At 68.1% G+C, this 26,165-nt stretch carries 27 protein-coding genes; 14 read left to right on the top strand and 13 right to left on the bottom strand.

What is annotated here, in order from left to right; all coding sequences use genetic code 11:
• Positions 1-14 precede the first annotated feature (14 nt).
• The 3 genes from OM960_RS14675 (at position 15) to OM960_RS14665 (ending at position 1,804) form a co-directional block, all read left to right on the top strand.
• The gene (locus OM960_RS14675) at positions 15-155 is read left to right on the top strand and encodes a hypothetical protein (protein ID WP_264772465.1); all 141 of its coding nucleotides are present in this window, start codon (positions 15-17) and stop codon (positions 153-155) included.
• A gap of 122 nt (positions 156-277) precedes the next feature.
• The gene (locus OM960_RS14670; RefSeq protein ID WP_264772464.1) at positions 278-418 is read left to right on the top strand and encodes a hypothetical protein; all 141 of its coding nucleotides are present in this window, start codon (positions 278-280) and stop codon (positions 416-418) included.
• Between the two features lie 99 nt (positions 419-517).
• Positions 518-1,804: an O-acetylhomoserine aminocarboxypropyltransferase/cysteine synthase family protein gene (locus OM960_RS14665; protein WP_290428669.1), complete on the top strand. Its 1,287-nt coding sequence runs from the start codon at positions 518-520 to the stop codon at positions 1,802-1,804.
• 47 nt (positions 1,805-1,851) lie between these two features.
• Here OM960_RS14665 and OM960_RS14660 read toward each other — a convergent pair whose 3' ends face one another.
• The gene (locus tag OM960_RS14660) at positions 1,852-2,547 is read right to left on the bottom strand and encodes an SIMPL domain-containing protein (protein ID WP_264772462.1); all 696 of its coding nucleotides are present in this window, start codon (positions 2,545-2,547) and stop codon (positions 1,852-1,854) included.
• A gap of 159 nt (positions 2,548-2,706) precedes the next feature.
• Here OM960_RS14660 and OM960_RS14655 point away from each other — a divergent pair, with 159 nt between their 5' ends.
• Positions 2,707-5,622, top strand: coding sequence for a hypothetical protein (locus OM960_RS14655; RefSeq protein ID WP_264772461.1), 2,916 nt, complete (start codon positions 2,707-2,709; stop codon positions 5,620-5,622).
• Positions 5,623-5,680: 58 nt separating this feature from the next.
• Here OM960_RS14655 and hppD read toward each other — a convergent pair whose 3' ends face one another.
• Entirely contained in the window at positions 5,681-6,775 is a 1,095-nt protein-coding gene (gene hppD / locus OM960_RS14650; RefSeq protein ID WP_264772460.1) for a 4-hydroxyphenylpyruvate dioxygenase, read from the bottom strand.
• Between the two features lie 136 nt (positions 6,776-6,911).
• On the opposite strand from hppD, the gene OM960_RS14645 reads away from it, so the two are divergent.
• Together OM960_RS14645 and OM960_RS14640 are read left to right on the top strand one after the other, a co-directional pair.
• Entirely contained in the window at positions 6,912-7,367 is a 456-nt protein-coding gene (locus OM960_RS14645) for an Lrp/AsnC family transcriptional regulator (protein ID WP_263337383.1), read from the top strand.
• A gap of 8 nt (positions 7,368-7,375) precedes the next feature.
• On the top strand, positions 7,376-9,256 hold the full coding sequence (locus OM960_RS14640) for a monovalent cation:proton antiporter-2 (CPA2) family protein (protein WP_264772459.1): 1,881 nt from the start codon (positions 7,376-7,378) through the stop codon (positions 9,254-9,256).
• Positions 9,257-9,311: 55 nt separating this feature from the next.
• On the opposite strand, the gene OM960_RS14635 is transcribed toward OM960_RS14640, so the two are convergent.
• The gene (locus OM960_RS14635; RefSeq protein ID WP_264772458.1) at positions 9,312-9,656 is read right to left on the bottom strand and encodes a hypothetical protein; all 345 of its coding nucleotides are present in this window, start codon (positions 9,654-9,656) and stop codon (positions 9,312-9,314) included.
• A 215-nt stretch (positions 9,657-9,871) separates the two neighbouring features.
• Here OM960_RS14635 and OM960_RS14630 point away from each other — a divergent pair, with 215 nt between their 5' ends.
• A complete protein-coding gene (locus tag OM960_RS14630; RefSeq protein WP_264772457.1) occupies positions 9,872-11,419 on the top strand; it encodes a winged helix-turn-helix domain-containing tetratricopeptide repeat protein in 1,548 nt (515 codons plus the stop codon).
• Between the two features lie 18 nt (positions 11,420-11,437).
• On the opposite strand, the gene OM960_RS14625 is transcribed toward OM960_RS14630, so the two are convergent.
• Both OM960_RS14625 and mce read right to left on the bottom strand, forming a co-directional pair.
• Positions 11,438-11,725: a DUF1467 family protein gene (locus tag OM960_RS14625; protein WP_263337191.1), complete on the bottom strand. Its 288-nt coding sequence runs from the start codon at positions 11,723-11,725 to the stop codon at positions 11,438-11,440.
• The gene (gene mce, locus OM960_RS14620) at positions 11,725-12,129 is read right to left on the bottom strand and encodes a methylmalonyl-CoA epimerase (protein WP_264772456.1); all 405 of its coding nucleotides are present in this window, start codon (positions 12,127-12,129) and stop codon (positions 11,725-11,727) included. Before mce ends, OM960_RS14625 begins: the two co-directional genes overlap by 1 nt.
• A gap of 150 nt (positions 12,130-12,279) precedes the next feature.
• Here mce and OM960_RS14615 point away from each other — a divergent pair, with 150 nt between their 5' ends.
• Positions 12,280-12,999: a response regulator gene (locus OM960_RS14615; protein ID WP_264772455.1), complete on the top strand. Its 720-nt coding sequence runs from the start codon at positions 12,280-12,282 to the stop codon at positions 12,997-12,999.
• 24 nt (positions 13,000-13,023) lie between these two features.
• Here OM960_RS14615 and OM960_RS14610 read toward each other — a convergent pair whose 3' ends face one another.
• On the bottom strand, positions 13,024-13,752 hold the full coding sequence (locus tag OM960_RS14610; RefSeq protein ID WP_263337198.1) for a GNAT family N-acetyltransferase: 729 nt from the start codon (positions 13,750-13,752) through the stop codon (positions 13,024-13,026).
• Between the two features lie 176 nt (positions 13,753-13,928).
• Here OM960_RS14610 and OM960_RS14605 point away from each other — a divergent pair, with 176 nt between their 5' ends.
• Positions 13,929-14,057 carry a hypothetical protein gene (locus OM960_RS14605; protein WP_263337200.1) on the top strand — a complete coding sequence of 43 codons (129 nt, stop codon included), beginning with the start codon at positions 13,929-13,931 and terminating at the stop codon, positions 14,055-14,057.
• Between the two features lie 93 nt (positions 14,058-14,150).
• Here OM960_RS14605 and OM960_RS14600 read toward each other — a convergent pair whose 3' ends face one another.
• The gene (locus OM960_RS14600; RefSeq protein ID WP_263337202.1) at positions 14,151-14,837 is read right to left on the bottom strand and encodes a hemerythrin domain-containing protein; all 687 of its coding nucleotides are present in this window, start codon (positions 14,835-14,837) and stop codon (positions 14,151-14,153) included.
• Positions 14,838-14,960: 123 nt separating this feature from the next.
• Between OM960_RS14600 and OM960_RS14595 the strand changes: the two genes are divergently transcribed.
• Entirely contained in the window at positions 14,961-15,908 is a 948-nt protein-coding gene (locus OM960_RS14595) for a LysR family transcriptional regulator (protein ID WP_264772454.1), read from the top strand.
• On the opposite strand, the gene aspS is transcribed toward OM960_RS14595, so the two are convergent.
• Complete coding sequence (gene aspS, locus OM960_RS14590) at positions 15,892-17,868, bottom strand: aspartate--tRNA ligase (RefSeq protein ID WP_264772453.1); 1,977 nt, start codon at positions 17,866-17,868, stop codon at positions 15,892-15,894. The genes OM960_RS14595 and aspS overlap by 17 nt on opposite strands.
• Before the next feature lie 302 nt (positions 17,869-18,170).
• On the opposite strand from aspS, the gene carB reads away from it, so the two are divergent.
• Entirely contained in the window at positions 18,171-21,596 is a 3,426-nt protein-coding gene (gene carB / locus OM960_RS14585) for a carbamoyl-phosphate synthase large subunit (RefSeq protein ID WP_264772452.1), read from the top strand.
• A gap of 102 nt (positions 21,597-21,698) precedes the next feature.
• On the opposite strand, the gene OM960_RS14580 is transcribed toward carB, so the two are convergent.
• Positions 21,699-22,475, bottom strand: coding sequence for a GNAT family N-acetyltransferase (locus OM960_RS14580; RefSeq protein WP_264772451.1), 777 nt, complete (start codon positions 22,473-22,475; stop codon positions 21,699-21,701).
• Between the two features lie 96 nt (positions 22,476-22,571).
• The gene (locus OM960_RS14575; RefSeq protein ID WP_264772450.1) at positions 22,572-23,144 is read right to left on the bottom strand and encodes a hypothetical protein; all 573 of its coding nucleotides are present in this window, start codon (positions 23,142-23,144) and stop codon (positions 22,572-22,574) included.
• A gap of 196 nt (positions 23,145-23,340) precedes the next feature.
• Here OM960_RS14575 and OM960_RS14570 point away from each other — a divergent pair, with 196 nt between their 5' ends.
• The 3 genes from OM960_RS14570 (at position 23,341) to OM960_RS14560 (ending at position 24,789) form a co-directional block, all read left to right on the top strand.
• The gene (locus OM960_RS14570; RefSeq protein WP_264772449.1) at positions 23,341-23,595 is read left to right on the top strand and encodes a hypothetical protein; all 255 of its coding nucleotides are present in this window, start codon (positions 23,341-23,343) and stop codon (positions 23,593-23,595) included.
• Between the two features lie 181 nt (positions 23,596-23,776).
• Positions 23,777-24,151: an SPW repeat protein gene (locus OM960_RS14565; RefSeq protein WP_264772448.1), complete on the top strand. Its 375-nt coding sequence runs from the start codon at positions 23,777-23,779 to the stop codon at positions 24,149-24,151.
• Positions 24,152-24,294: 143 nt separating this feature from the next.
• Positions 24,295-24,789, top strand: coding sequence for an acyloxyacyl hydrolase (locus OM960_RS14560; protein ID WP_264772447.1), 495 nt, complete (start codon positions 24,295-24,297; stop codon positions 24,787-24,789).
• Positions 24,790-24,798: 9 nt separating this feature from the next.
• On the opposite strand, the gene OM960_RS14555 is transcribed toward OM960_RS14560, so the two are convergent.
• The 3 genes from OM960_RS14555 to parA all read right to left on the bottom strand — a co-directional run bounded on the left by OM960_RS14555 (position 24,799) and on the right by parA (position 26,163).
• On the bottom strand, positions 24,799-25,119 hold the full coding sequence (locus OM960_RS14555; protein WP_263337225.1) for an antibiotic biosynthesis monooxygenase family protein: 321 nt from the start codon (positions 25,117-25,119) through the stop codon (positions 24,799-24,801).
• Between the two features lie 67 nt (positions 25,120-25,186).
• Entirely contained in the window at positions 25,187-25,465 is a 279-nt protein-coding gene (locus tag OM960_RS14550) for a TFIIB-type zinc ribbon-containing protein (protein WP_264772446.1), read from the bottom strand.
• 65 nt (positions 25,466-25,530) lie between these two features.
• Complete coding sequence (gene parA / locus OM960_RS14545) at positions 25,531-26,163, bottom strand: ParA family partition ATPase (protein ID WP_263337230.1); 633 nt, start codon at positions 26,161-26,163, stop codon at positions 25,531-25,533.
• Between the last annotated feature and the right edge of the window lie 2 nt (positions 26,164-26,165).

The following is a 26,165-nucleotide window of genomic DNA, read 5'->3' as shown; positions in this document are numbered from 1 at the left end:
ACCGGGAGCAGCCGATGCGCATCCTCGCCAGCCTTGCCATTGCCACACTCACGGCCAGCCTGCTGGCGGCGTGCGTGCCGCATCAGCCCTTCGGCGCCGGCAACGCGGCAGTCGAGGGCCGCTCCGATCGCCATCGGGACGACCGCCCCCGCTAGGTCGGCGGCCGGGCGCGCTCGCGTCCGGCTGCCCGGCTCCCGAGTTTCCGGCAATCGAGTTCACTCCCCGTCGGCCCTGCCGGAAACGCCGCCACTACCACCGGAGGTACACTATGAACCCCATGTCATTGCTGACGACCACCGCGATCCTGGCCCTACTCCTTGCCGGCTGCACGCCGAACGCCGTCACCAGCGGGACGGCCGGCTACGCCGCTCCTCACGTCGGCATCGCCAAGGCGCATGGCGCCGGATCGGACCGCTAACGCCGCCCGCCCGGCGCGGCGCCGGCCGACAACGGGCCGGTTGTGCGCCGCGCGGCCTTGCCCTAACGTCGCCGCCGAACCCAAGTCACGGAGACGATGATGGCCAAGTCCTACGGTTTCGACACGCTGCAGATCCATGCCGGCGCCCGCCCCGACCCCGCCACCGGCGCGCGTCAGGTGCCGATCTACCAGACCACCGCCTATGTCTTTCGCGACAGCGACCACGCCGCCGCGCTCTTCAACCTGCAGGAAGTGGGCTACATCTATTCGCGGCTGACCAACCCGACCGTCGCCGCGCTGGCCGAACGCATCGCCACGCTCGAGGGCGGCCAGGGCGCGGTCTGCTGCTCGTCGGGCCACGCGGCGCAGATCATGGCGCTCTTCCCGCTGATGGGGCCGGGCTGCAACATCGTCGTCTCGACGCGGCTCTACGGCGGCACCGTCACCCAGTTCTCCCAGACCATCAAGCGGTTCGGCTGGTCGGCAACTTTCGTCGACACCGACGACCTTGCCGCGGTCGAGGCCGCCGTCGACGACAAGACCCGCGCGATCTTCTGTGAATCGATCGCCAATCCCGGCGGCTATGTCACCGACATCCCTGCCCTCGCCGCAGTCGCCGACAAGGTCGGGGTGCCCTTGATCGTCGACAACACCTCGGCCACGCCCTGGCTTTGCCGGCCGATCGAAATGGGCGCGACGCTCGTCGTCCACTCGACCACCAAGTACCTCACCGGCAACGGCACCGTCACCGGCGGCGCGATCGTCGATTCAGGCAAGTTCGACTGGTCGAAATCGGGCAAGTTCCCCTCGCTCTCCGAACCCGAGCCCGCCTATCACGGGCTGAAGTTCCACGAGACCTTCGGGCCCCTCGCTTACACCTTCCACTCGATCGCCATCGGCCTGCGCGACCTCGGCATGACGATGAACCCGCAAGGCGCGCATTACACGCTTCTCGGCATCGAAACGCTCAGCTTGCGGATGGAGCGCCACGTGGCCAACGCGAAGAAGGTCGCCGAGTGGCTCGAGAACGACCCGCGCGTCGACTACGTCACCTATGCCGGCCTGCCCTCCTCGCCCTATTACGAGCGCGCCCAGACGCTTTATCCGAGGGGCGCGGGGGCACTCTTCACCTTCGCGGTGAAGGGCGGCTACGAGGCCTGCGTGAAGCTCGTCAATTCGCTCGATCTCTTCTCCCATGTCGCCAACCTCGGCGACACGCGCTCGCTGATCATCCACTCGGCCTCGACCACCCACCGCCAGCTCTCGCCCGAGCAGCAGAAGGCGGCGGGCGCGGCGCCGAACGTGGTCCGGGTGTCGATCGGGATCGAGGATGCCGACGACATCATCGCCGATCTCGACCAGGCGCTGGCAAAGGCCACGGCCTGATCAGGACTTCGCGGCCGGCGCCCTCACCCGGGCGCCGGCCGTTATTTTCAGTCGTCGATCTCGTAGACGACGAGAACCGAGCTCGACAGGTTCAATTCGCCCGGCGCGACCGGCACGTCGGCGGATTTCGCGAAGGCCTCGGCCCCCATCGCCATCGGCATCGGCGGCATCTGGCCGCCCTGTTCGCCGATCCGCACCACCCGGCCGAGCTTCACGCCGGCCGCCTCGGCATAAAGCGCCGCCTTGCGGGCCGCGTCCGCCACCGCAAGCCGCCGCGCCTCGTCGAGCGCCGCCTGATCGTCCTGCAACCCGAAGCTCAGCCCGTTGAGCGTGTTGGCGCCTTCCGACACCACCGCGTCGAGCACGCCGCCGAGCGTGTCGAGCGCCCGGACCCGCACCGTCACCATGTTCGAGGCGACATAGCCCGCGAGCTTCGGCGCCCCGCCGGAACCGTCGTAATCGTAGCGCGGCCCGAGCGAGAGGCCGGTGGTCTGCAGGTCGCGGTCTTCGGTTCCCGCCCCCCGCAGCTTGCCGATCACCGCCGCGACGGCTTCGGAATTGGCCGCCATCGCCTCGGCCGCCGTCGCCGCCTCGCTGGTGACGCCGAGCGAGACCGTCGCCATGTCCGGCGCCGCCTCGACCCGACCCTCGCCGGTCACCGAGATCGTGGCCGGCGTGACCTCGTCCGCCGCCGCCGGCAGTGCCAGCGCGAGAACGGTGACGAAAACACTGAGAAAACGCATAAAACCCTCCATGTGGTGCGTTCGATCATCGGAGCTTTGACGCCGCTCGCAAGTCGATCCTTGGCGGTTCGCCTTTCCATGCGCGAAAATCTGCTTTAGGAGGGGGACCAACCCACTGGCGGCTTTGGTGAAGACCGCGAACATGCTACCTGCCCCGTAATGACTCCACGTTTCGCGCTCAACCTCGGTCACGACAGCGTCAGCCTTCTCGGCCGTGTGCCGGACGGCTGGTCCGAACTCGGCCGTGCCGGGTTCGACGATCCCGATCTTGAGCGGACGCTCGCGGACCTGCGCGCGCAGGCCGAGGCGATGGCGCCGGAGGGGTTCACGACCAAGCTCATCCTGCCGGCTTCCCAGATCCTCTACACCGAGGTGGAGACCCAGGGCTCCGATACGGCGAACTGCCGGGAGCGGATCGCCGCCGCGCTAGAGGGCCAAACGCCCTACCCGGTCGCGGAACTCGTGTTCGACTGGTCCGGCGACGGCCCCGAAGTTCAGGTCGCCGTGGTGGCGCGGCTGACGCTCGACGAAGCCGAGGATTTTGCCGCGACGCACGGGTTCAACCCGGTCTCCTTCGTGACGGTCCCCGAACCTGGCCAGTTCGCGGGCGAGCCGTTCTTCGGCACGACCCGCGCCGCCGCCGAGCTGCTGCCCGATGGCGACCGGCCCGCGCGCGACGGCAAGCCGGTGCGGATCATCCCGCTTCCCGAGATCACAGCGGAACCCGCTCAAGAAGCCGAAGCCGGAAAGTCCGACGCGCCGGCGCCCGAGGGCGACGAGGTCCTCGATGACGCGGAGGCCGGAGAGCCGCCCGCCGAAGCGGACGCGGAGAAAGGCGCGGCCGATGCCGCTGGTGACGCGGATCGCGCCGAGACGGAAGAGGAGGCGCCCGCCGACGACGCGTCGGACGCGGTGGAGGCGGATGACGTCCTTGCCGCCGACGCCGACCACGACGGGACCGAACCTGACGCGCCCGCCGACGATGCGCCGGACGAGGTTGAGGTCGAAGACGTCCTCGCGGCCGAGGACGCGAACCGCGACGAGACCGAGGCGGAGACGCCCGCCGACGACACGTCGGACGGGGTGGAGGACGAAGACGTCCTTGCCGCCGATGAGACGGACGACGACGAGACCGAGGCGGAGGCGCCCGCCGCCGACGCACAGGACGAGGTGGAGGACGCGGGCGTTCTCGCCGCCGAAATCATCGACGACGCGGGTGGCGAGGAGGAGGAAGTGGCCCTCGCCGTGGCCGCCCCGAACATCACCGCCGGCGCCCTTCCCGACGACGGCGATCTGCCGGAGGCCGCCGCGGACCGTGCCGCGAAACCCGAGGAGGATCTGCCGGGCGACTTCGCCGCGTCGCTCGGCCCTGAGCCCGATGCCGCCGAGGCGCCCTTCATCGCCGTCGAGGACCTGCCCGACCTCGAGGGTGCCGACGCCGCTCCGGCCGGCCCCGCTGCGCAGCTGTCGCGTATCCGGTTCCATCTCGCCGAGGCCTCCGATCCCGATCCTCGCCTTATCGCGCGGCGCTCCGAAGCGGCGGCCGACGGGCATGGCGTGACCGCGCCGGGGCTCGCGGTTCCGCAAAACCATGCAGCGCGGAGCGGCAGCGCCCCCGCCGCAACGGCCGCGCCCGCCGCTCGCCGCGCCCGGAAGGCGCTGGGTCCGGCGAAACCCGCGCCCGGCGCCGCAGCGGACGAAGAGCGCGCCTTCGGTGTCTGGAGCGGGGATCGTGCACCGTCGACAGCCCGGCTTCGGATCGGCATTATCCTCGCCGCCGCCGCGCTGATCCTGATCACCGCGATCGCGCTCTGGTCGCTGTGGTTCGGCTCCGGCGGTGAGACCCTGGGCGCCGCGCCCGCCCCCGCCACCACGACGGAGACCGCGGGCCTTGCGGAAGTGCCCCCGCCGCAGGTTCCGGCCGAGGCGGACGCGCCGACGCCTTCGATCGACGCTGGAACCGCCGAAGCGGACCTGGCGCCGGAACTTGCCGCGACCGCCCCGACCGAAGACCCGGCGGAAACCACCGAGCCGGCCGGGATCGCGGCCCCCTCTCCCGTAGCCGACGGCACGGCGGAACCGAAAGCGGTTCCGGAACCTGCCGCCGACGCGCCAGGCGCACCGGCGATCGCCGAGGCAGCACCCGGCCCGGACGTCGCGCCGGCGACCCCGCTGGCCGCGCCCGACACCACCACCGCCGACACCGCCCCGGCATTGCAGCCGCTGCCGCCGCCCTTCGGGACCGAGTACGACCTCATGCCCGACGGCTCGATCCGGCCCACCGAGGACGGTGTGGTGACGCCCGGCGGCTTCACGCTCGTCGCCGGCAAGCCGCCGCAAACCCCGGCGTCCCGGCCCGAAGCGGTCGCCGCCGCCTTCGCCGCGCGCGACGCCGACGCCGCGGCCGCCGCTCCGGAAGCGGAGGCGGCAACGGGCGCGATCGACGCGCCGCTGCCCGCGCCCGTCGACCCGGCCCATGCCGCGCGCAAGCCGCGCGCCGTTCCCGAGGCGGTGATCGCTCGCGCGGCGGAGACCGAGGCTGCGGCCCAGGCGGAAGCCAAGGCTCTGGCGAGCGCGAGCCGCCTCGCGGTCGCCTCGTCGCAACGCCCGGCCGAAAAGCCCTCGGGCTTCGCCAAGGCGGTCGATGCCGCGATCGCCAGCGCCGTCGCCGAGAGCGTCGCCACCGCCCCGCCGCCCGCGCCCGAGCCGGTTGCGGCCCCCGAACCCGTAGCCGCGCCTGCGCCGGCCGCGCCCGAACCCGCCGCCACCGCGAGCACCGAGGAAATCGACGAGCCCGAGCCGGTCGAGGCGGTGCCGAACATGCCGACATCGGTGACGGTCGCCCGTCAGGCCACGGTGAAGAACGCCATCAACCTGAAAGACATGAACCTGATCGGGGTCTACGGCTCCTCGGCCAGTCGCCGCGCGCTGGTCCGGATGCCGAACGGGCGCTACATCAAGGTCAAGGTCGGTGACCGGCTCGACGGCGGCCAGGTCGCGGCGATCGGCGACAGCGAGCTGGCCTATGTCAAGAAGGGCAAGACCCACGTCCTGAAGATCCTCAAGGGCGGCTGACGGAAAAGGGCGCGAACCTCGCGGCCGCGCCCCCCCTCCCCCCTGCGGGACTGCCGGTTTACCCGGCCTTCAACACCCCGCGCGCGATCTGGTCGGCCTCGATCGATTCGAAGAGCGCCTTGAAGTTGCCCTCGCCGAAGCCGTCATCGCCCTTGCGCTGGATGAATTCGAAGAAGATCGGCCCGATCACCGTCTTCGAGAAGATCTGCAACAAGATCCGCGTCTCGCCGCCATCGACCACGCCCTCGCCGTCGATCAGGATGCCGTGCTTCTCCATCCGGTCGAGCGGCTCCTCGTGGTCGGTCACGCGATCGCGGCTCATCTCGTAGTAGGACATCGGCGGCTTCGGCATGAAGCGCAGGCCGCGCGCGTGGATCGCGTCGGTCGCGTCGTAGATGTCCTCGGTGCCGACCGCGATGTGCTGGATGCCCTCGCCCTTGTAGCGGCGCAGGTATTCGACGATCTGGCCCTTGTCGCTCCGGTCCTCGTTGATCGGGATGCGGATGCGGCCGCAGGGCGAGGTCAGCGCCCGCGAGTAGAGCCCGGTGAACTTGCCCTGGATGTCGAAGAAGCGGATCTCGCGGAAGTTGAAGAGATCGCCGTAGAACTTGAACCACTTGTCCATGTTGCCGCGGTGGACGTTGTGGGTGAGGTGGTCGAGATAGTAAAAGCCGACGCCTTCGGGCTTCGACTTCTGCAGCCAGTCGAACTCCTCGTTGTAGGGCGAGGTCTCGTAGTACTTGTCGATGAAGTAGATGAGCGAGCCGCCGATGCCCTTGATCGCCGGCACGTCCATCGTCTTGTCGTCGCCTTCGTAGGGCTCGGCGCCTTTCGCCACGGCGTGGTCGAAGGCGTTCTGCGCATCGACGACGCGCCAGCCCATCGCGGGCGCGCAGGGTCCGTGTTCCTCGACGAAGCGCGCGGCGAAGCTGCCCGGCTCGGCGTTCAGGATGTAGGTGATGTCGCCCTGCTGCCAGAGCTCGATATCCTTCGCCCGGTGCCGGGCCACCAGCTCATAGCCCATGCGGGCGAAAAGCTGCCGCAGCTCCTCCGGTTCGGGGTGGGCGAACTCGACGAATTCAAACCCGTCGGTGCCGGCGGGGTTCTGGTCCGAAATCACCGATTTCGGGGCGGAATGGGGAAAGGGACCCATGAGACATGCCTCCTGTGCGCGTTACCCTGAGAATACCGCACAGGAAACGCGCAATTTGCGCGAGTTTTGCCGCATTATCGCGTGTAAATGCGCGAACTTCGTGCGATAGTCCAAAATCATGCACGAATCCCGCATCATTCTCGACGAGGTCGATTCCCGGCTCCTTGCCGCGCTGCAACGCGACGCGCACCTGACCTCGCAGGAACTGGGCGAGGCCTTGAACCTGTCGCCGAGTCAGGCCGGACGCCGCCGCCAGCGGCTCGAGGCCGAGGGGCTGATCCAGGGCTACGCGGCGCGTCTCGATCCGTTGAAGGTCGGCCTTTCGGTGCAGGCCTTCGTCCAGGTCCAGATGGTGCGGCACGGCGCGGAGACCACGGCGGCCTTCTCGCGGCTCGTCGCGACACAGCCCGAGATCACAAGTGCGTGGACCTTGACCGGGGAAGCGGATTATCTTCTCAGGGTCTATTGCGAAGACCTCGCGAGCCTGAACAGACTGATCCACCAGGTTCTGCTCGCCCACCCCGTGGTCGCACGCGTGCAAAGCCAGATCGTGATGGACCAGTTCAAACCCGACGCCCCTTTGCCGACCTGAAAGATTAGATGGAAGCCTTTCTGTTTCACGCCTCGATCTACCTGATCGCCGTTGTGCTCGCGGTGCCGATCGCCTCGCGGCTGGGCCTCGGGTCGGTGCTTGGCTATCTCGTCGCGGGGATCATCATCGGGCCGGTTCTGAACATGACCGGAACCGACACCAAGGATCTCCAGCATTTCGCCGAGTTCGGCGTGGTGATGATGCTGTTCCTGATCGGGCTCGAACTGGAGCCGCGGGCGCTCTGGGCGATGCGCGACCGACTCGTCGGGCTTGGCGGGCTGCAGATCGTGGTCACCGCGCTTGTCGTCACGCTCGGGGTGCTGGCGCTCGGCTATTCGTGGCGGATCGCGTTGACGCTCGGGGTGATCCTGTCGCTTTCCTCGACCGCGATAGTGCTTCAGACGCTGTCGGAAAAGCAGCTGATGCCGACGGCGGGGGGGCGCAGCGCCTTTTCGGTCCTGCTGATGCAGGACATCGCGGTGATCCCGATCCTCGCCTTCCTGCCGCTCCTGGCGCTGCCCGGCGCCCGCGCGCTCGCCAAGGCGCAGGCGGCCGAGACCCACGTCACCCTGCACTTCCTGCAGCAGCTGCCGCCCTGGGGCGTGACGCTCGTCACGCTCGGCGCGGTCGCAGCCACCGTGCTTGCGGGGCATTACCTCGTCCGCCCGCTCTACGCCTATGTCCACCGCGCCCGGCTGAGAGAGGTCAATACCGCGCTCGCGCTGATGATCGTCGTCTCGATCGCGACGCTGATGCTGCTGGTCGGCCTTTCGCCGGCGCTCGGCGCCTTCCTTGCGGGCGTGGTCCTCGCCAACTCCGAGTTCAAGCACGAGCTCGAATCCGACATCGCGCCGTTCAAGGGCCTGCTGCTCGGCCTCTTCTTCATCACCGTCGGAGCCGGGATGGACTTCGACCTGTTCTTCAGCCAGCCCGTCACGCTGCTCGGGCTCGCGCTCGCGCTGATGGTCGCCAAGGGGGCGGTGCTCTATGTCCTCGGCCGGCTCTTCAAGCTCAAGAGCCGCAACCAGTGGCTCTTCACGCTCGGCCTCGCCCAGGCCGGCGAATTCGGCTTCGTGCTCACCGCCTTCTCGGTCAAGCAGCGCATCCTGCCTGACTCGCTGGCGCAGTCGCTGCTTCTGGTGATCGCGCTCTCGATGTTCCTTACACCGCTGTTCTTCATCCTCCACGACGTCATCGCGAAGCGGATGAAGGACGAGGGCGCGGCGCATGAGGCCGACGAGATCGACGAACAGCAACCCATCATCATCGCCGGCGTCGGCCGCTTCGGCCAGGTGGTGAACCGGATGGTGACGATGTCGGGCTTCCGCACCACGGTGCTCGACCATGACCTCAAGGTGATCCAGCTTCTGCGCCAGTTTGGCTTCAAGGGCTATGTCGGCGACCCGACCCGGCCCGAGCTTCTGCGCGCGGCCGGGATCGGACAGGCACGGGTCCTGGTCGTCTGCCTCGACGACCGGGCCGCCGCGACGCGGCTCGTCGCCTATGTCCGCCGCCTGCGCGAGGATATCCACATCATCGCCCGCGCCCGCGACCGCGAGCATGTGTTCGAGCTCTACCGCGCCGGCGCCGACGACATCGTGCGCGAGTATTTCGACGGCGCGCTCCGCGTCGGACGCTATGTGCTGGAGAACGCCGGCCTGTCGGATTACGAGGCGCGCGAGCTCGAGAAGACCTTCTTCAAGCTCGACCGCGCCGCGGTGCGCGATCTCGCCGACCTCTGGAAGCCGGACCTGCCGACCGAGAAGAACGCGGCCTATATCGCCCGCGCCAAGCAGCTCAACCGCGAACTGGAGGCGGCGCTGCTCGCCCGCTATTCGCAGACCCGCAGCGAAAAGACCGAGACCCGCACCGACACCGCCGCCGAATAGGCGCAGGCAGGGCGCGCGCCGGCTTTCGACGGCATCGCGCCTTGCTGGCACCGGGTCACCCGTGCGTGGCTTCGCCCGCGAAGGCCGGGACGAACAGATACTTCACCTCGCGCTCCTCCATCAGCAGACGCGCGCGGCCCGCGTTCATGTCCGGTGTCGCCGCCGGGCGGGTGCAGAGGTGATACTCGCTCCCCACCGCCCGCACGATCCTGAGATCGCCGTGGTCGAGCTGCACGCCAAGGCTCTCGACATAGAAGCCGGCGGGATTCTCGCGGACATCGCCTGCACCTGCGATCTCGTTCTCGTGGTTCGGTCCGCACAGCTCATCGATGCGCGACTCCGCGGCTGCGGCGACGGCGGACGTGACGATCAGGATGGTCGTTGCTGCTGTCAGTCTCATCTTTCCCTCCGCTTTCATCGTCTTGCGCGCGTCGCCTCCCGCTACCGCTTCATTGGCCCGCGGCGGCCGATGCGCTAAGCTAGAAAGGCAGGGAGAGCGACGAAATGTCCCGAACGCGCGATGAAATTCCGGCGAAATCGCACGAAACCGTTCGCATCGGAAGCTTCAGATTTGGTCTGAAGTTAAAGGAATTACAGGATGTTGACGGCGCGCCGGTGCCTCTGCGCAGCCAGAGCGCCGAGGTGCTGGCGTTTCTGGCCGGCCAGCCCGGCGAGGTCATCTCGAAGGAGGCGCTGATCGCGGCCGTCTGGCCCGACACCTTCGTCACCGATGACAGCCTCGTGCAATGCATCGCCGACATCCGCCGCGCGCTAGATGATTCCGACCACCGGCTGGTGCAGACGCTGCCGAAGAAAGGCTACCGGCTGATCGCCGAACCGGCCGCAGCGGCGGCCGCCGACCTGCGCATCCCGCGCGTCTTGCCGGCGCCGCCGTGGCGCGCGGTCGCAGTCATGACCCTGGTCCTTCTCGCGGTGATCGCGTGGCAGGTCACCGGGCGGGCGAGCACGAAAGTCGCCGTCGCCGGGGACGCGCCGACCATCGCGGTGCTGGCCTTCGACGATTTCAGCGCGGGCGCGGACAGGGGCTTCCTGAGCGACGCCATCGCCGAGGGCATCATCACCGAACTCGCCCGCAGCCACACCTACGGCGTGATCGCGCGCAACTCGAGCTTCCGGTACCGCGAAGCCCCCGCCGACATCCGCCGGATCGCCAACGAACTCGGCGTCGACTATGTGCTGGAGGGGAGCCAGCAGAAGGACGGCGACCGGCTGAAGGTCACCGCGCAGCTGATCGACGCGGCGAACGGCCGTCACATCTGGTCGAACAGCTACAACCGCGAGATCGGCGACCTCTTCACCGTGCAGGACGAGATCATCCGAACCCTCGCCGACCGCGTCGGGCAACGGATCGAACGCCCGGTTCCGGGCCGCGACCCGGCCGGGGTCAGCGCGTTGCACTACCTGCTCCAGGGCATCCAGACGGTGCGCAGCGACTTCTCGGCGGAGTCGAACGCGACCCTTCGGCGGCTGGCGACGCGAGCCGTCGAGGTCGATCCCGATGCGCCCTACGGCCATATCGGCCTCGCCTGGGCGGAGCGGCACGACGCCGTCTTCGGCTGGAACGGCGCGGACCGGCACGCGGCGCTGGAGCGCGGCCTGCGCCACGCGGAACGGGCCATCGACCTTGCCCCCGACAACGCCGAGACCCACTACGCCCGCGCCCGGATCCTGAGCGAGCTCATGCGGCACGACGAGGCGATGGCCAGCTTCGACAAGGCCATCGAGCTCAATCCCAGCGACTCGGATGTCCTCGTCGGCAGCACCGATGCGCTGCTCTATGTGGGTCGGACCGACGAGGCCATCGCGCGGATCGAGCGGGCGAAGGGCATCGACCCGTTCCACAAGGACTGGTTCCACTGGCAGATGGGCTGGGCGCTTTGGGAAAAGGGCGATTGCGACGGCGCGCTCGCGGCCATGCGGAAGATGCGGAAGATCTTCAAGGGCGCGCACCGGATGCTCGCGGGCATCCATGCCTGCCTCGGCGAGGACGAGAAGGCGCAGGCCGCCTACCGGGTGTTCTATGCCGATTCCGCCGAACCGACGATCGCCGAGCAGCGCGCCGAATGGCAGGATGTCTGGACCGCGCCGGGTAGTCTCGACCGCTGGCTCGAGCACATGCGCATTGCAGGCATGCGCGACTAGGCGCCGGGGCGGTCCCGCTTACTCCGCGGGCTGTTCCTTCGGCTCGAGGCGGCCGAACCAGTCGAGATCGCGCAGCGTCACCATCCCCGACAGGATCACCGAGGCGATCACTGACCAGAGCACGGCGGCGACCAGCGTCGTCACGAGGGCCTTGCGCTTGAGGTTCACCTCAACCGGTGCGCCCGGCGGCGTGCCGGGCACGACCCTGCCGGCATCGGCCTGGCTGTTCGGCCGGATCTGGAGCGCGATGAAGAACACCATGAACCAGATGACGGCGAACAGCACGATGCCGCCGGTGAGGTTCATCAGACCTGCTCCAGCTCGACGAGGCAGCCGTTGAAATCCTTCGGATGCAGGAACAGCACCGGCTTGCCATGGGCGCCGATCTTCGGCTCGCCCGTGCCGAGCACCCGCGCGCCCTGCGCCTTGAGCCGGTCGCGGGCGGCGAGGATGTCCTCGACCTCGTAGCAGATGTGATGGATGCCGCCCGAGGGGTTCTTCTCGAGGAAACCGGCGATCGGGGAGTTCTCGCCCAAGGGATAGAGCAGCTCGATCTTGGTGTTCGGCAGCTCGATGAAGACCACAGTCACGCCGTGATCGGGCTCGTCCTGCGGTGCGCCGACCCTGGCGCCGAGCGTGTCTCGGTACTGCGCCGATGCCGCCTCGAGGTCGGGCACGGCGATGGCGACATGGTTCAGGCGTCCGATCATGGGCTGTCCTCCAGGGATGAGCGTCCCGTGCTTTATGCGGCGCTGCGGCGCGGCACGCAAGCACCAGCTTCGGTGCGGGCTTTACCGTCCGTTAGGCAATCGCTGCCTTACTCGGAGGGGATTCGCGCCCGCGCGGAAAGGAAAGTGCAGATGGCCGACGACCTGTCCGATTTCATCGCCGCGAGCGGAGCCCCGGCCGGGCGCCCGCTTCAGGGGCTGACCGTGCTTCTGGTTGAAGACAGCCGCTTTGCCTGCGAGGCGATGCGGCTCATGTGCCAGCGGTCCGGCGCCCGGCTCCGGCGCGCAGACTGCCTGCGCTCGGCCCGGCGCCACCTGCAGGCCTACCGGCCGACGGTGGCGATCGTCGATCTCGGGCTGCCGGACGGCTCGGGACTGGAACTCATCCGCGACATTGCGGCGATGTGCCCGCGGGTTCCGGCGCTGCTCGGCACCAGCGGCGAATGCGGCGCCGAGGGCGCGGCCCGCGCTGCCGGGGCGGACGGGTTCCTCGCCAAGCCGGTCGAGAGCCTCGCGGCCTTCCAGCGGACGGTCCTCGCAGCGTTGCCTGCCAGTGCCGGCATCGCCCGGGCGTCGCGGGAGCCGGAGGACCGCATCGCCCCCGATCCGCTCGCCTTGCGCGACGACCTCGCGCGGGCCGCCGAGCTTCTGGGCCGGGCCAGCGACGCCGCCACGCTCGACTATGTCGCACAGTTCCTTTCCGGCCTCGCGCGCTCGGCCCGTGACGCGCCCCTGCAGGCCGCGGCCGAGGCGCTGGCGCGCGACGGGCTCACCGGATTGCGGAGCCGTGCCCCGGTGAACCGCGTCAGCACCCTCGTCCGCGACCGGCTCACGGCAAGCGCCCGGTTCTGAGCCCCGCGCCGGCGGTGGCCGCGCTCAACCCACCGCGCCCGCGCGATCGGGATCGTCCGCGACCAGAAGCGGCCGGGTCAGCGCCGAGAGGCTTTCGCGCTGGCGGCCGTCGGCGTCGAAATTCTCCGGCCGGAGCCAGTGCTCGAAGGCCGCCCTCAGCGCCGGCCAGTCCTTGTCGATCGCCGCGAACCACGCGGTGTCGCGGTTGCGGCCCTTGACCACGGTGGCCTGCCGGAACACGCCCTCGAAGCTCAGCCCCAGCCGCTCCGCCGCCCGCCGCGACGGCCGGTTCAGCGCGTCGCATTTCCATTCGTAGCGGCGATAGCCGGCGTCGAAGGCCCAGCCCATCATCAGGTACATCGCCTCGGTCGCCGCCCGGCTGCCCTGCAAAACGGGGGCGAGGTTGATGTGCCCGACCTCGATCGATCCCGCCGCCGGGTCGATCCTGAGATAGCTCGCGACGCCGCCCGCGCGTCCCGTCTCACGGTCGAGAAGCGTGTAGAAGCAGGGATCCTCGCGCCCCGCCATCCCGGCGGCCCAGTCGCGATAGGCCGCCTCCTCGGCGAAGGGACCGTAGGGCAGAAAGTCCCAGATCCGGTCGTCCGCTCGATTCGCGGCGAAAAGCGCCGCCGCGTGGCGATCCGGGTCGAGCCGCTCGAGCCGCACCCAGCGCCCCTCCAGAACCTCGCGATCCGGCCGTCGCGGCGGCGTCCAGTCCGGCACCGGCTCTCTCAGGTTCCGCTGTTCCGCCATCCGCTCCTCCGCCGTTGCGCTCCGCAGTCTAGGTCCTGAAACGCGGGGCGCAACGGGCGTCGCCGCCTCCCGCAGGACATCCGACGGCCACAACCCGGCCCCACAGATTCCCCATTCCTGCCGCATTTGCCGCCAAGATGGGTGGGAGAGCCTGCTGCCCAGGGGAATGCACCGCCATGAAGGATCGGTTCTTGCGGATCGCAAACAAAGAAAAACTCACGCGCGCCGCTCATGCGACGGTGTTCGGCACCGGGCTCCTTTCGTTGACAATTTCGATTTCCGCCAGCGCCGCATCGGCGTTCTGACACGTTCCTTTCGTATCCACCCTCACGGGAAAGCCGCGCCCTATAAGGCGCGGCTTTCTCGTCATCGGGCAGCCGAAGGTCAACCGGCGCTCTTCAACACAGCGCGCGCTCCATCGCCGCCCAGTCGCCCATCCGCCAGTCGGGTCCGACCACGGCAGCGAAAAGCCCGTCGAAGGCCTCCTGCGGCATCGCCTGCCGCATCCCGCTGACCATGCCGACCCGTTCGGAGGGCGAGGCGGCGCCGAGCATGACCTTGAGGAACGCCGCCATCTTCTCCGGCGCGATGGCTGACACGATGGAATGCTCGATCCCCTTGATCTCGGCGCCCGAGAAATTCGCGGCGATGAGCGGCATCAACTCGGTCTCCTCCTCGTGCATATGCGTGAGGTCATCGGCCACGAAGAGCGCGAAGCGCTGATAGAGCCGGCGCAGCCGCGCCGCCCGGTCCGAACCGGCCTGAGCCACCTCCTCGGCCATCCGCCGCAGGTCCGCGAAGGCCTCCAGATGGTGGTCGTGGTCCTCGCCGGCATGGTCCGAGCCGCCGGGAAGCCGCGCCTCGACGGCGGCGTGGATCTTCTGGTTCTCGTGCGTCAGGTGCGCAAGGCTCAGGTCGAGATGCGCCGACAACCGCCCGAGCGTCTCCAGCAGCGCCGGCTCGTCCGCCGCGTCGGCCTGACCGAGCGCAATCAGCATGCGCGCATTGGCAAGCCTTATGCCCTTGTGGACCGCATAGTAGAGATCGGTCTTCGTTTCCGTCTCAAATCCCGTATCGGCGTTCATGTCTTTCTCTCCATTGGCAGTTTCCGGACGCGCCGGAGGTCAATGGCAAGCCGGATACGCCGCTTTCCTTTTCCGATAAACGGGGGCAATCTGGTTTCAGTCTCCGCTTTTTCCGGACAATTCATGGATCACCTGCGCGCGATGCGGCTGTTCCTGAGGGTGGCCGAGCTCGGCAGCCTGTCAGCGGCCTCCACCGATCTCGGCTATGCGCGTGGCGCCGCCTCGACGATCGTGGCGGAGCTCGAGCGCCATCTCGGCGTCCAGCTTCTCGAACGCACCACGCGGCGGATGCGGCTGACCGAGGATGGCGCCCGCTATCTCGACCGCGCCCGCCGGATCCTCGCCGAGGTTGAGGAGCTTGAGGACGACATCGGCGCCGCCGAACGGTCTCCGAGGGGACGCCTCTGCGTCCAGATGCCGCCGGGCATTGCGCGGATCATCGTCGCGCCCGCCCTGCCGGGCTTTCTCGCCGCCCATCCCGAGATGGAGCTCGAGATCCTGGTGCGGAGCGACATGCCGGATTTCGTCGGCATGCGGCTGGACGCCGCCGTGATCCTCGGGCCGCCGCCCGAGCGCGACGTCGTGGCGCGGCCAGTGACCCGTCTGCCAATGATCACAGTCGCCGCGCCGGCCTATCTCGAACGTGCCGGGGTTCCGAAGCATCCCGACGATCTCGCGCGCCACGCCTGCCTGCCCCGGCTGCCGCGCGACGCTACGCCGCCGCCGCCCTGGCATTTCCGCATCGGCGGGCGCGACGTCACGATACCGGTCCGCGGCCCGCTGCTCTTCGATTCGGTCGAACCGGCGATCGCGGCAGCGCGCCACGGCGCGGGACTGCTGCAACTGGCGAGCTACCTCGTCTACAGCGACATCCGCGCTGGTCGGCTGGTCACCGTTCTCGACGCCTTCCGCCCGGCGGGCCTGCCAGTCCACATCGTGCACCCGCGCCACCGGCTGAAGCCGCGTAAGCTGCGTGTCTTCGAGGATTTCCTGATCGGGCTCGACCGCGGTTTCCGGCGCCAGTGGAACATCCGCGACACCGGCGCGGCGCCGGTCACTCCTTCGGAGTGACCCGCAGCCGCAGCTCGCGCATCTGCTGGTTGGTGGGCTCGGAGGGCGCGCCCATCATCAGGTCCTCGGCCCGCTGGTTCATCGGGAACATGATGACCTCGCGGATGTTCTGCTCGTCGGCGAGCAGCATCACGATCCGGTCGATCCCGGCCGCACAGCCGCCATGCGGCGGGGCGCCGAACTTGAACGCCTTGACCATGCCGCCGAAGCGGTTCTCGACCTCTTCCTTCGGATAGCCCGCAAGCGCGAATGCGCGGAACATGATCTCCGGCCGGTGGTTCCGGATCGCGCCCGAGACGATCTCGTAGCCGTTGCAGGCGAGGTCGTACTGGTAGCCCAGAACCTTCAGGGGATCGCCGTCGAGCGCCTCCATGCCACCCTGCGGCATCGAGAACGGGTTGTGGCTGAAGTCGATCTTCCCGGTCTCGGGATCCTTTTCGTACATCGGGAAATCGACGATCCATGCGAAACGGAAGGCGTTTTGCTCGGTCAGGCCCAGCTCGCGGCCGATCTCGGTGCGCGCCCGGCCCGCAACCGCCTCGAACTGCGCCGGATGGCCGCCGAGGAAGAAGACCGCGTCGCCCTCGCCGAGACCGAGCTGGCGGCGGATCGCCTCGGTCCGTTCGGGGCCGATGTTCTTGGCGACGGGTCCGGCCGCGTCCAAGTGACCAAAATGGGCATCCTGAATAAACTTAGCCTTCTCAAAATCGCCTTCGCTGACTGCGGCGACTATGCGGTTCTTAACCTCGTCAAGCTCATCGGAAGATGGTGCAGAATGCCTTTCAGCAATGCCGTCTGTAGGCTGCCCTTTAAGAGCAGTCGACAGAAACTCAGTCAGGAAATCGCGCGTGTTCTCGAGGGAGGAGTCAATGCCGCGCTTACGCCAGAAGATGTAGCCCATGCCCGGCAGGCCTTCCTTCTGGGCGAAGGCATTCATCCGGTCGCAGAACTTGCGGCTGCCGCCACCCGGCGCCGGGATCGCGCGGATCTCGGTGCCTTCCTGCTCCAGAAGCTTGGCGAAGATCGCGAAGCCGGAACCGGCGAAATGCTCGGAAACGCGGGCCATCTTGATCGGGTTGCGGAGGTCCGGCTTGTCGGTGCCGTACCAGAGCGCCGAGTCGGCGTAGGAGATGCGCGGCCAGACCGCGTCGACCTTGTGGCCGCCGCCGAACTCCTCGAAGACGCCCTGGATCACCGGCTGGATCGCGGCGAAGACATCCTCCTGCTCGACGAAGGACATCTCGAGGTCGAGCTGGTAGAAATCGGTGGGCGAACGGTCGGCGCGCGGGTCCTCGTCGCGGAAGCAGGGCGCGATCTGGAAGTAGCGGTCGAAGCCCGCCACCATGATCAACTGCTTGAACTGCTGCGGCGCCTGCGGCAGCGCGTAGAACTTGCCCGGATGCAGGCGGCTCGGCACGAGGAAGTCGCGCGCCCCCTCGGGCGAGGAGGCGGTGATGATCGGGGTCTGGAACTCGGTGAAGCCCGAACCCCACATCCGGTCGCGCATCGACTTCACCACGCGGCTGCGCAGCATCATGTTGCGGTGCAGCTTTTCCCGGCGCAGGTCGAGGAAGCGGTAGGTGAGCCGCGTCTCCTCGGGATACTCCTGATCGCCGAAGACGAGAAGCGGCAGCTCCTCGGCCGGCCCCAGCACCTCGAGGTCGGTGACATAGACCTCGATCTCGCCGGTCGGGATCTTGGAGTTCACGAGGCTCGCGTCCCGCGCCTTGACGCGGCCGTCGACGCGGACGACGGTCTCGGCCTTGAGCTTCTCGATCGCCTTGAACGCCGGGCTGTCACTGTCGGCCAGCACCTGGGTCATGCCGTAATGGTCGCGCAGGTCGATGAAGAGGACGCCGCCGTGATCTCGCACCCGGTGCACCCAGCCCGACAGCCGCACGGTTTCCCCGGCATGGGCCTTGTTGAGTTCGGCGCAGGTATGGCTGCGATACGCGTGCATTTGATCTGCCCTTTGGGTGTTGCGGATATTCGACGCCGATACACCCGCCCGGAGCAGTGAAGTCAAGGGCGCGCGGCCGAGGAAGCACCTGCTGCGCCCTTGAGAGCACGGCGGCAGGACCCTGCCGGTGCGGGCGCGGCGTGGCGGGGAGGTTCGCAAGACCAACCTCTCATGCTATAGGATTCCGGCTTCCGAGGCTGCGCGGGCGCGCGCCGCTGCCGTGGCGCTGGCCGCCCGATCGGCCCTTGCGCCGCGAGCCGTCTTGACTATAACCCCGTCCAATTTGCGCGAAGGGGACCGCCATGCCGAAAAGAACCGATATCAAGTCCATCATGATCATCGGAGCCGGCCCCATCGTCATTGGCCAGGCCTGCGAGTTCGACTATTCCGGCGCCCAGGCCTGCAAGGCCCTGCGCGAGGAAGGCTACCGGGTCATCCTGGTGAACTCCAACCCCGCGACGATCATGACCGATCCCGGCATGGCCGACGCCACCTATATCGAGCCGATCACCCCCGAGATCGTCGCCAAGATCATCGAGAAGGAACGCCCCGACGCGCTCCTGCCGACGATGGGTGGACAGACCGGCCTCAACACCTCGCTGGCGCTCGCCGACATGGGCGTGCTCGACAAGTTCAATGTCGAGCTGATCGGCGCCAACCGGCAAGCGATTGAAATGGCGGAGGATCGCAAGCTCTTCCGCGAGGCGATGGACCGGATCGGGCTGGAGAATCCGAAGGCGACCATCATCGCGGCGCCGAAGAAAGAGAACGGCAAGTACGACGTCAACGCCGGCGTCGCCGAGGCGATGGACGCGCTCGAAGACATCGGCCTGCCGGCGATCATCCGCCCCGCCTTCACATTGGGCGGCACCGGCGGCGGCGTCGCCTACAACCGCGACGACTACGAACGCATCTGCCGCTCGGGCCTCGATGCCTCGCCGGTGGCGCAGATCCTCGTCGACGAGAGTCTTCTGGGCTGGAAGGAATACGAGATGGAGGTTGTCCGCGACAAGGCGGACAACGCCATCATCGTCTGCTCGATCGAGAACGTCGACCCGATGGGCGTGCACACCGGCGATTCGATCACCGTCGCCCCGGCGCTGACGCTGACCGACAAGGAATACCAGATCATGCGCAACGGCTCGATCGCCGTGCTGCGCGAGATCGGGGTCGAGACCGGCGGCTCGAACGTCCAGTGGGCGATCAATCCCAAGGACGGCCGCATGGTCGTGATCGAGATGAACCCGCGCGTCTCGCGCTCCTCGGCGCTGGCGTCGAAGGCCACCGGCTTCCCGATCGCCAAGATCGCGGCGAAACTTGCCGTCGGCTACACGCTCGACGAACTCGACAACGACATCACCAAGGTGACCCCGGCCTCGTTCGAGCCGACCATCGACTATGTCGTGACCAAGATCCCGCGCTTCGCCTTCGAGAAGTTCCCCGGCTCCAAGCCCGAGCTCACCACCGCGATGAAATCGGTGGGCGAGGCGATGGCGATCGGCCGAACGATCCATGAATCGCTGCAAAAGGCGCTGGCGAGCATGGAAACCGGCCTGACCGGCTTCGACGAGATCAAGATCGAGGGCGTCACGTGGACGGAGAAACGTGGTTACAAATACACCGAATACGATCAATTTCTCGCCGACCAGGAGCAACGAAGGCGATTTGAGAAAGACAACAAGACCGCCATCGCGGCCGCGCTTTCTGCTCAAACACCCGACCGCATGAGGATCATCGCCCAGGCCATGCGCTACGGCTTCAGTGATGACGATATTCAAGCACACACCGCCTTCGATCCGTGGTTTCTCGCCCGCATCCGCGAGATCGTCGAGGAAGAGGCGCAGATCCGCAAAGATGGCCTGCCCGTCACCGCCGATGGCCTGCGCCGCCTCAAGATGATGGGCTTCACCGATGCCCGGCTGGCGAAACTCACCGGCCGCGACGAGGGCCAGGTCCGCCGCGCCCGCCTGCGGCTCGGCGTCAAGGCGGTGTTCAAGCGCATCGACACCTGCGGCGCCGAGTTCGAGGCGCAGACGCCCTACATGTACTCGACCTACGAGGCCCCCGCGATGGGCGACGTGGAATGCGAGGCGCGGCCGAGCGATGCGAAAAAGGTCGTCATCCTCGGCGGCGGCCCGAACCGGATCGGCCAGGGCATCGAGTTCGACTACTGCTGCTGCCACGCCTGCTTCGCGCTGACCGAGGCGGGCTACGAGACGATCATGATCAACTGCAACCCGGAGACCGTGTCGACCGACTACGACACCTCCGACCGGCTCTATTTCGAACCGCTGACCCTCGAACACGTCCTCGAAATCCTCCGCGTCGAGCAGGAAAACGGCACGCTGCACGGCGTCATCGTCCAGTTCGGCGGCCAGACGCCCTTGAAGCTCGCCAACGCGCTCGAGGCCGAGGGCATCCCGATCCTCGGCACCACGCCGGATGCGATCGACCTCGCCGAGGACCGCGAGCGGTTCCAGAAGCTGCTGAACGACCTCGACCTCAAGCAGCCGGTGAACGGCATCGCCTCGTCCGACGAGCAGGCCGTCGCCATCGCCGAGCGCGTCGGCTTCCCGCTGGTGATCCGCCCCTCCTATGTCCTCGGCGGCCGCGCGATGGAGATCGTGCGCGACATGGACCACCTCAAGCGCTACATCACCCACGCCGTCGACGTCTCGGGCAAGAACCCGGTGCTGCTCGACAGCTACCTCACCGGCGCCATCGAGGTCGATGTCGACGCGCTCTCGGATGGCGAGACCGTCCATGTCGCGGGCATCATGGAGCATATCGAGGAGGCCGGCGTCCATTCGGGCGACAGCGCCTGCTGCCTGCCGCCCCATAACCTCACCGCCGAAACGGTCGAGGAACTGAAGCGCCAGACCGTCGCGATGGCGCTCGCCCTGAAGGTCAAGGGCCTGATGAACGTCCAGTTCGCGATCAAGGACGGCACGATCTACGTCCTCGAAGTGAACCCTCGCGCGAGCCGCACCGTGCCCTTCGTCGCCAAGGCCACCGACAGCGCCATTGCCTCCATCGCCGCCCGCCTCATGGCCGGCGAGCCGATGGCGAACTTCCCGATGCGCGACCCCTACCCCGAGGGCGTCGGCCCCGACACCGACCTGCCCTATGCCGATCCGCTGACGCTCGCGAACCCGATCACGCCCTGGTACTCGGTGAAGGAGGCGGTGATGCCCTTCGCCCGCTTCCCCGGCGTCGACACCATCCTCGGGCCCGAGATGCGCTCCACTGGCGAGGTCATGGGCTGGGACCGCAGCTTCGCGCTCGCCTTCCTCAAGGCCCAGCTCGGCGCCGGCACGAACCTGCCGGAAGCCGGCCGCGTCTTCATCTCGATCAAGGACATGGACAAGACCCCCGAGATGGCCGCCGCCGCCCGTGACCTCGCGGGGCTCGGCTTCGAGATCATCGCCACCCGCGGCACCGCCGCCTTCCTGGCCGAGAACGGGATCGCCTCGGAGACCGTGAACAAGGTCTACGAGGGCCGGCAGGAGGGCAAGCTCCACATCGTCGACCGGCTGAAGAACGGCGAGATCGCGCTCCTCTTCAACACGACCGAGGGGCAACAGGCCATCGAGGACAGCCGCTCGATCCGCGCGGTCGCGCTCTACGACAAGATCCCCTATTACACGACCGCCGCCGGCTCGATCTCGGCCGTGCAGGCGATCAAGGCCCGCGGCGAAGGGATCGGGGTCCGGACGCTGCAAGGGTGAGACGCGCCTGGACGACCTTCCAGTGGAAGGTCGTCAGCGTCGAACGCCCGATCCGCAAGGATCGGGCCGGAACTGCCGGACACGACGGCCTTCCCCCGCGGCTCACCGCGGCGGGAGCCACATGGTCCACCGCGTGACTTCGCGGAACCCCATGCGCTCGTAGACCGGCCGTCCCATCGACGACGCCTGCAAGACCGCGACCACGCATTCGTGCTCGCGCCGGCCCGCGTCCATCGCATGGGCGGTCATCGCGCGGCCGAGCCCCCGTCCCCGGTGCGACGCGAGGGTGCAGACGTTGTAGATGCCCGCACAGGCCACGCCCGCGCCGGTCGAAACCGCGTAGAGCGCGGTCGCGACCGGGACGCCGTCGCACCGGCCGACGAAGAAGCCGAACCGCGCGTCGAGGATCGCCGGGTGGCAGACCGGTTCGAAACAGCCGAACGGCGTCTCGAAGGCCTGCGCGACGATCTCGAAATGGCATCTGAGGCCATCGATCCCGGTGACCCGTTCGACCACCAGCCCGTCGAGTCTCTCGGGGCCGGGAATCTCGTCGAGCACCATGAACGGCACATCGAAGCCATAGCGAAACCCCTGCCCCTTGAGCGCCGGCTCCGCGATCGGAGCATCCGGCACGCGGGTCGCGATCGTCCAGGCAGGAGAGCCGTGCTGGCCGTGAAACGCCGACGCCTGCCGCAGGAAGCGCTCGACGGGCACGGAGGGTTCACGCAGGATCGAGGGGTTGAAGGTCGCGATGTCTGCGCCGCAGTGGATGTGCAGCGCCCCCTCCAGATCGAGGCCCACCCCGGTCGGCAGAGTCTCCGTCATCCCGGAAAAGGTCGAGAAGTAGTTGTCCTCGGCGATCTTGATGCGCGGGCGCATGGCGGCACGAAACCTGATCCGGATCGTATCGAGGCTACACGACGTGGTGGTCGCCGCGCAACGGGCGAACGCATGCCGCGGCGCCGCTGCCCGGCCTTACCCTCCGACCGCGATCTTGCCCCGCGCGACCTCCAGTCGGCGCTTCTCGGCATGGACCTCGCCCTGCGGGCGCCACTTGTAGCGCGGGTCCGCCAGCGTCGGCGACCAGAAGAGCTTGCCGCCGTTCCGCCAGGGATCCAGCACCATGCCGTCGTAGATCGTCCCGCCCGGCAGGCTCACCAGCGCCGTCGAATGGTCGATGCCGAGGAAGTCCGGCGTCGCGATGGCGCGCTGGACCTCCAGCGTGCGGAAGTTTTCCTGCTTCAGCCGCTTTTCCATGTCCTCGGCCCAGTGCCAGCAGAGCCCGCGCGGACGCAGCCCCATGTTGACCTTGGTGTTGTGGACGAGCGGCGGGTCGGTGATCTCGTATTCGACCGCGAGGTGCTGCGACCAGGAATAGGCGATCTCGGCGGCTCGCGCCGCCTCCTCGGGATCGACCTCGGGACCGAGTGCCCGGATCCCCGCAGCCAGCTTCGCGACCTCCGCGCCGCCGCCCGCACCCGGCGCCGCGGCGCAGCCCGCAACGAAAAGAAGCGCCACCAGCGATACCAGAACCGCAAACGTCTTCATCCGCCTCACCGCCCCCCGAATGGTCCGTTTTCCCGCCCGCCACGGGAGGGACGGGCCGCGCGCCTTATGTCTCGCGAAGGCCCGCCATGCAAGCGCCGGAGCCATCCCCGGCGGAGTTTCGCGAGGCCCGGTGTTTCCCTGCCCGACTCGCCCGGCCGATGCTACCATCGCCCGGCAGTCCCTCGGAGTGATGGCCATGCGTGCGCTTCTCTATGCCCTCCCCCTGCTCCTCGCCACCGCCGCGACCGCCGACGAGACCACCGGCACGATCCTCGCCTTCGACCGCGTCGACCGGGTCATCGTGCTCGAAGACAAGACGGTGTGGCAGTTCGACGAGAAGACCGAACTCGCGCCCGACCTCGTTGCCGGCGACACGGTCAGGATCATCTATACCGGCGCGGCCGACAGCGGCATCGGTCCGATCGCCTCGATCCTGCGCGCGGACGGATAGCCGGCCGACCCGGATCCCTCGGGACAATCGGAACTTGTGCGCCCGGTTGCCGCAACCTCTTGAAATCCGGGGAACCCTTACCAGATTCAGCAACGTGCCGGCACGTCAACGATGCGCCGGCCTTACGGTCCTGCCGCGGCGGGACACCGTCGCGGCTGACCGCTCAGAGGAGGGGTAAGCAATGACAAACTTCATGAAGAAATCCACTGGCACCTGGCAGGACTGGATCTGCCTCCTGCTCGGCGCCTGGCTGCTTCTGTCGCCGTGGATCCTCGGATTCACCGCGTTGGCACCGGCATTCTGGAACGCGCTCCTGTTCGGCGCGATCATCGTCGGCATCGCCATCGCCGCAATCGTCGAGTTCCACGATTGGGAGGAATGGGTGGACATGGCGATCGGGCTCTGGCTCATCGTCTCGCCCTGGGTGCTCGGCTTCGCCGCGATGACGGCCGCAGACGGCCTGGTGACGGGCAACTTCGTCGCAACCGGCCTCGCGACGCTGCTTCTCGCGGCCTGGTCGCTGCGCGATCACCACGGCGGCACCTGGTTCGCCTGACCGCCGGGCGCGTGCGCATTCGCCGCCCGGACGCGAGGCGCGCGCGCCACAGAGGAGGATTTTCCACAACTCCGCGGTTTGCGGGAGCGGATTGCGGTGGCAGGGTTCCCATCATGGATAACTTTTCCGGCAAAAACACCGTTATGGCCCGTTTCACGACATCGCTTCTCATCGCGGCACTCGTCGCCGCAGCCGGCACCGCTTCGGCCGAAAGCCGGGGAAGCTGGCTGATCTCCGGCGGCATGCTCAACGACACGACCGCTCTCGTCGGCTCCCGCAACCATTGGTCGGTCGACTACCTGCCTGACGGAGAGCTGTTTTGGGGGCTGCAGCCGCTCTACGGCCTCGGCGCCTTCGGCGACGGCGGCGCCTATCTCACCGCCGGTCTGCGCAAGGACTTCCATTGGGGAAGAATCACGCTGACCCCGCACACCGGCACCGCCCTGTTCGAGAGCGGCCAGAGCGGCACCTTCATCGATGACGAGACCATCCAGTTCCGCACCGGGCTCGACATCAGCCTGCCGTTGAACGAGCGGCTCGCCGTCTCGCTCGGCTATTTCCACATGTCGAATGCCGGGCTGAACAAGGCCTCGGCCGATGCGGACACGTTCCGGCTCGGCCTGAGGATCCACTACTGACGGCGGGCCTCAGCCGAGTGCCTCGACGACCTCGTACATCACCGGTTCGAACCGCGAGCAAAGCGCCGAGATCCGGCGGTTGCGCTCGCGCATCTCGGGGCTGCGCAGCATCGCCTGGAAGTCCTTGCGGTCGCGCCATTGCGAGTAGTTGGCGATCCGGGTCTGGGCGTCGTTCATGTGCAGCCCGGCGCCGATGAAGCCGGGCTGGTGACGTATGAACTCCTGATAGGCGTTGGTGAGCTCGTCCATCAGATCCTGCGCCGTCCCGGGCGTCATCTCGAATGTCGTGATCACGGTCTGCCCCGTGAATTCCTTGTCAATCGTCGGCATTGCCTCACTCCGTTCCGGGCGCGTTCGGATCAACTATCGCGCCCGGCCGGGCGGCTGTAAACCGCGATCAGAAATCGAAAAGCTCCGACAGGAAGCTCTCGCGCTTCTTCTTGTGGTAGCGCCGGTCGCCATCGTCGTCGCGGTAGCGCCGGTCCTCGTCGCGCGCAACCTGGCGTTGGGGTTCGCTAAGCGCCACCGCGGGCGCGGCGGCGGCGACGGTACGGTCGATGATCTTGTCGAGCTCGCCCCGGTCCAGCCAGACCCCCCGGCAGTTCGGGCAATAGTCAATCTCGACCCCTGAGCGCTCGGTCATGGTCAGGGTCGTGGTGCAGGCGGGACATTTCATCGGGCGGTGCCTTTCCTCGCGTGTTGGATCCCGACCGATATGGGGCCGCGCGCCGCCGATGCAAGTCAGGCCTCCAGAAGCCCCATCACCTCGTCGGCGAAAGCCTCGACCTCTTCCCGCGCCGCCTTCTGCCCGGACTCGACCGCGCCGAGGCCGAGGCCCAGCGTCTCGGCATAGACGACCCGGTTGGCGATCCGAGACGCCGCGACGCCCGCGGTCAGCTCCTCGGCCGCCCGCGCCACGTCCTCGCAGAGCCGGGTGCCGGCGCGGGTGCGGTTGAGCACCAGCCAGGCGCGCTTGTGCTCGCGCGCGGCGAGGTCGAGGACACCGTCCGTGGCCCAGAGATCGACATGCGAGGAGGCGACCGGCACCAGCACCAGATCGGCCTCGCGCAAGGCGGGCCTGAGGTCGGCATCGACCTTCGGCGGCGTGTCGACGATGACGAGATCGACGTCACGCTTCAGCTTCTCGCATTCGTAGGACACGCCCCAGGCCGAGGAGGTGGAGAACTCCAGCCCTGCCTCGCCCAGCCTTTCGCGCCGGGTCATGAACCAGCGCCCGAGCGAGCCCTGCGGATCGGTGTCGAGAAGCGCCACCGTCATCCCCCGCCGGATCGCGGCGGTGGCGAGGTTGACCGCGAGCGTGGTCTTGCCCGACCCGCCCTTCTGCTGCACGACCGCGATGACCTTGCCTGTCATTC

Origin of the sequence: Defluviimonas salinarum (assembly GCF_026013545.1) — a bacterium.
Lineage (GTDB): Bacteria > Pseudomonadota > Alphaproteobacteria > Rhodobacterales > Rhodobacteraceae > Albidovulum > Albidovulum salinarum.
Note: the sequence above shows the minus strand (reverse complement) of the source record. Positions and strands in the feature narration are given on the sequence as shown.

Coding starts and splice junctions, on each gene's coding strand:
- OM960_RS14675 (WP_264772465.1), top strand. CDS start 15: ATGCGCATCCTCGCCAGCCTTGCCATTGCCACACTCACGGCCAGCCTG.
- OM960_RS14670 (WP_264772464.1), top strand. CDS start 278: ATGTCATTGCTGACGACCACCGCGATCCTGGCCCTACTCCTTGCCGGC.
- OM960_RS14665 (WP_290428669.1), top strand. CDS start 518: ATGGCCAAGTCCTACGGTTTCGACACGCTGCAGATCCATGCCGGCGCC.
- OM960_RS14660 (WP_264772462.1), bottom strand. CDS start 2,547: ATGCGTTTTCTCAGTGTTTTCGTCACCGTTCTCGCGCTGGCACTGCCG.
- OM960_RS14655 (WP_264772461.1), top strand. CDS start 2,707: ATGACTCCACGTTTCGCGCTCAACCTCGGTCACGACAGCGTCAGCCTT.
- hppD (WP_264772460.1), bottom strand. CDS start 6,775: ATGGGTCCCTTTCCCCATTCCGCCCCGAAATCGGTGATTTCGGACCAG.
- OM960_RS14640 (WP_264772459.1), top strand. CDS start 7,376: ATGGAAGCCTTTCTGTTTCACGCCTCGATCTACCTGATCGCCGTTGTG.
- OM960_RS14635 (WP_264772458.1), bottom strand. CDS start 9,656: ATGAGACTGACAGCAGCAACGACCATCCTGATCGTCACGTCCGCCGTC.
- OM960_RS14625 (WP_263337191.1), bottom strand. CDS start 11,725: ATGAACCTCACCGGCGGCATCGTGCTGTTCGCCGTCATCTGGTTCATG.
- mce (WP_264772456.1), bottom strand. CDS start 12,129: ATGATCGGACGCCTGAACCATGTCGCCATCGCCGTGCCCGACCTCGAG.
- OM960_RS14615 (WP_264772455.1), top strand. CDS start 12,280: ATGGCCGACGACCTGTCCGATTTCATCGCCGCGAGCGGAGCCCCGGCC.
- OM960_RS14610 (WP_263337198.1), bottom strand. CDS start 13,752: ATGGCGGAACAGCGGAACCTGAGAGAGCCGGTGCCGGACTGGACGCCG.
- OM960_RS14605 (WP_263337200.1), top strand. CDS start 13,929: ATGAAGGATCGGTTCTTGCGGATCGCAAACAAAGAAAAACTCACGCGC.
- OM960_RS14600 (WP_263337202.1), bottom strand. CDS start 14,837: ATGAACGCCGATACGGGATTTGAGACGGAAACGAAGACCGATCTCTAC.
- OM960_RS14595 (WP_264772454.1), top strand. CDS start 14,961: ATGGATCACCTGCGCGCGATGCGGCTGTTCCTGAGGGTGGCCGAGCTC.
- aspS (WP_264772453.1), bottom strand. CDS start 17,868: ATGCACGCGTATCGCAGCCATACCTGCGCCGAACTCAACAAGGCCCAT.
- carB (WP_264772452.1), top strand. CDS start 18,171: ATGCCGAAAAGAACCGATATCAAGTCCATCATGATCATCGGAGCCGGC.
- OM960_RS14580 (WP_264772451.1), bottom strand. CDS start 22,475: ATGCGCCCGCGCATCAAGATCGCCGAGGACAACTACTTCTCGACCTTT.
- OM960_RS14575 (WP_264772450.1), bottom strand. CDS start 23,144: ATGAAGACGTTTGCGGTTCTGGTATCGCTGGTGGCGCTTCTTTTCGTT.
- OM960_RS14570 (WP_264772449.1), top strand. CDS start 23,341: ATGCGTGCGCTTCTCTATGCCCTCCCCCTGCTCCTCGCCACCGCCGCG.
- OM960_RS14565 (WP_264772448.1), top strand. CDS start 23,777: ATGACAAACTTCATGAAGAAATCCACTGGCACCTGGCAGGACTGGATC.
- OM960_RS14560 (WP_264772447.1), top strand. CDS start 24,295: ATGGCCCGTTTCACGACATCGCTTCTCATCGCGGCACTCGTCGCCGCA.
- OM960_RS14555 (WP_263337225.1), bottom strand. CDS start 25,119: ATGCCGACGATTGACAAGGAATTCACGGGGCAGACCGTGATCACGACA.
- OM960_RS14550 (WP_264772446.1), bottom strand. CDS start 25,465: ATGAAATGTCCCGCCTGCACCACGACCCTGACCATGACCGAGCGCTCA.
- parA (WP_263337230.1), bottom strand. CDS start 26,163: ATGACAGGCAAGGTCATCGCGGTCGTGCAGCAGAAGGGCGGGTCGGGC.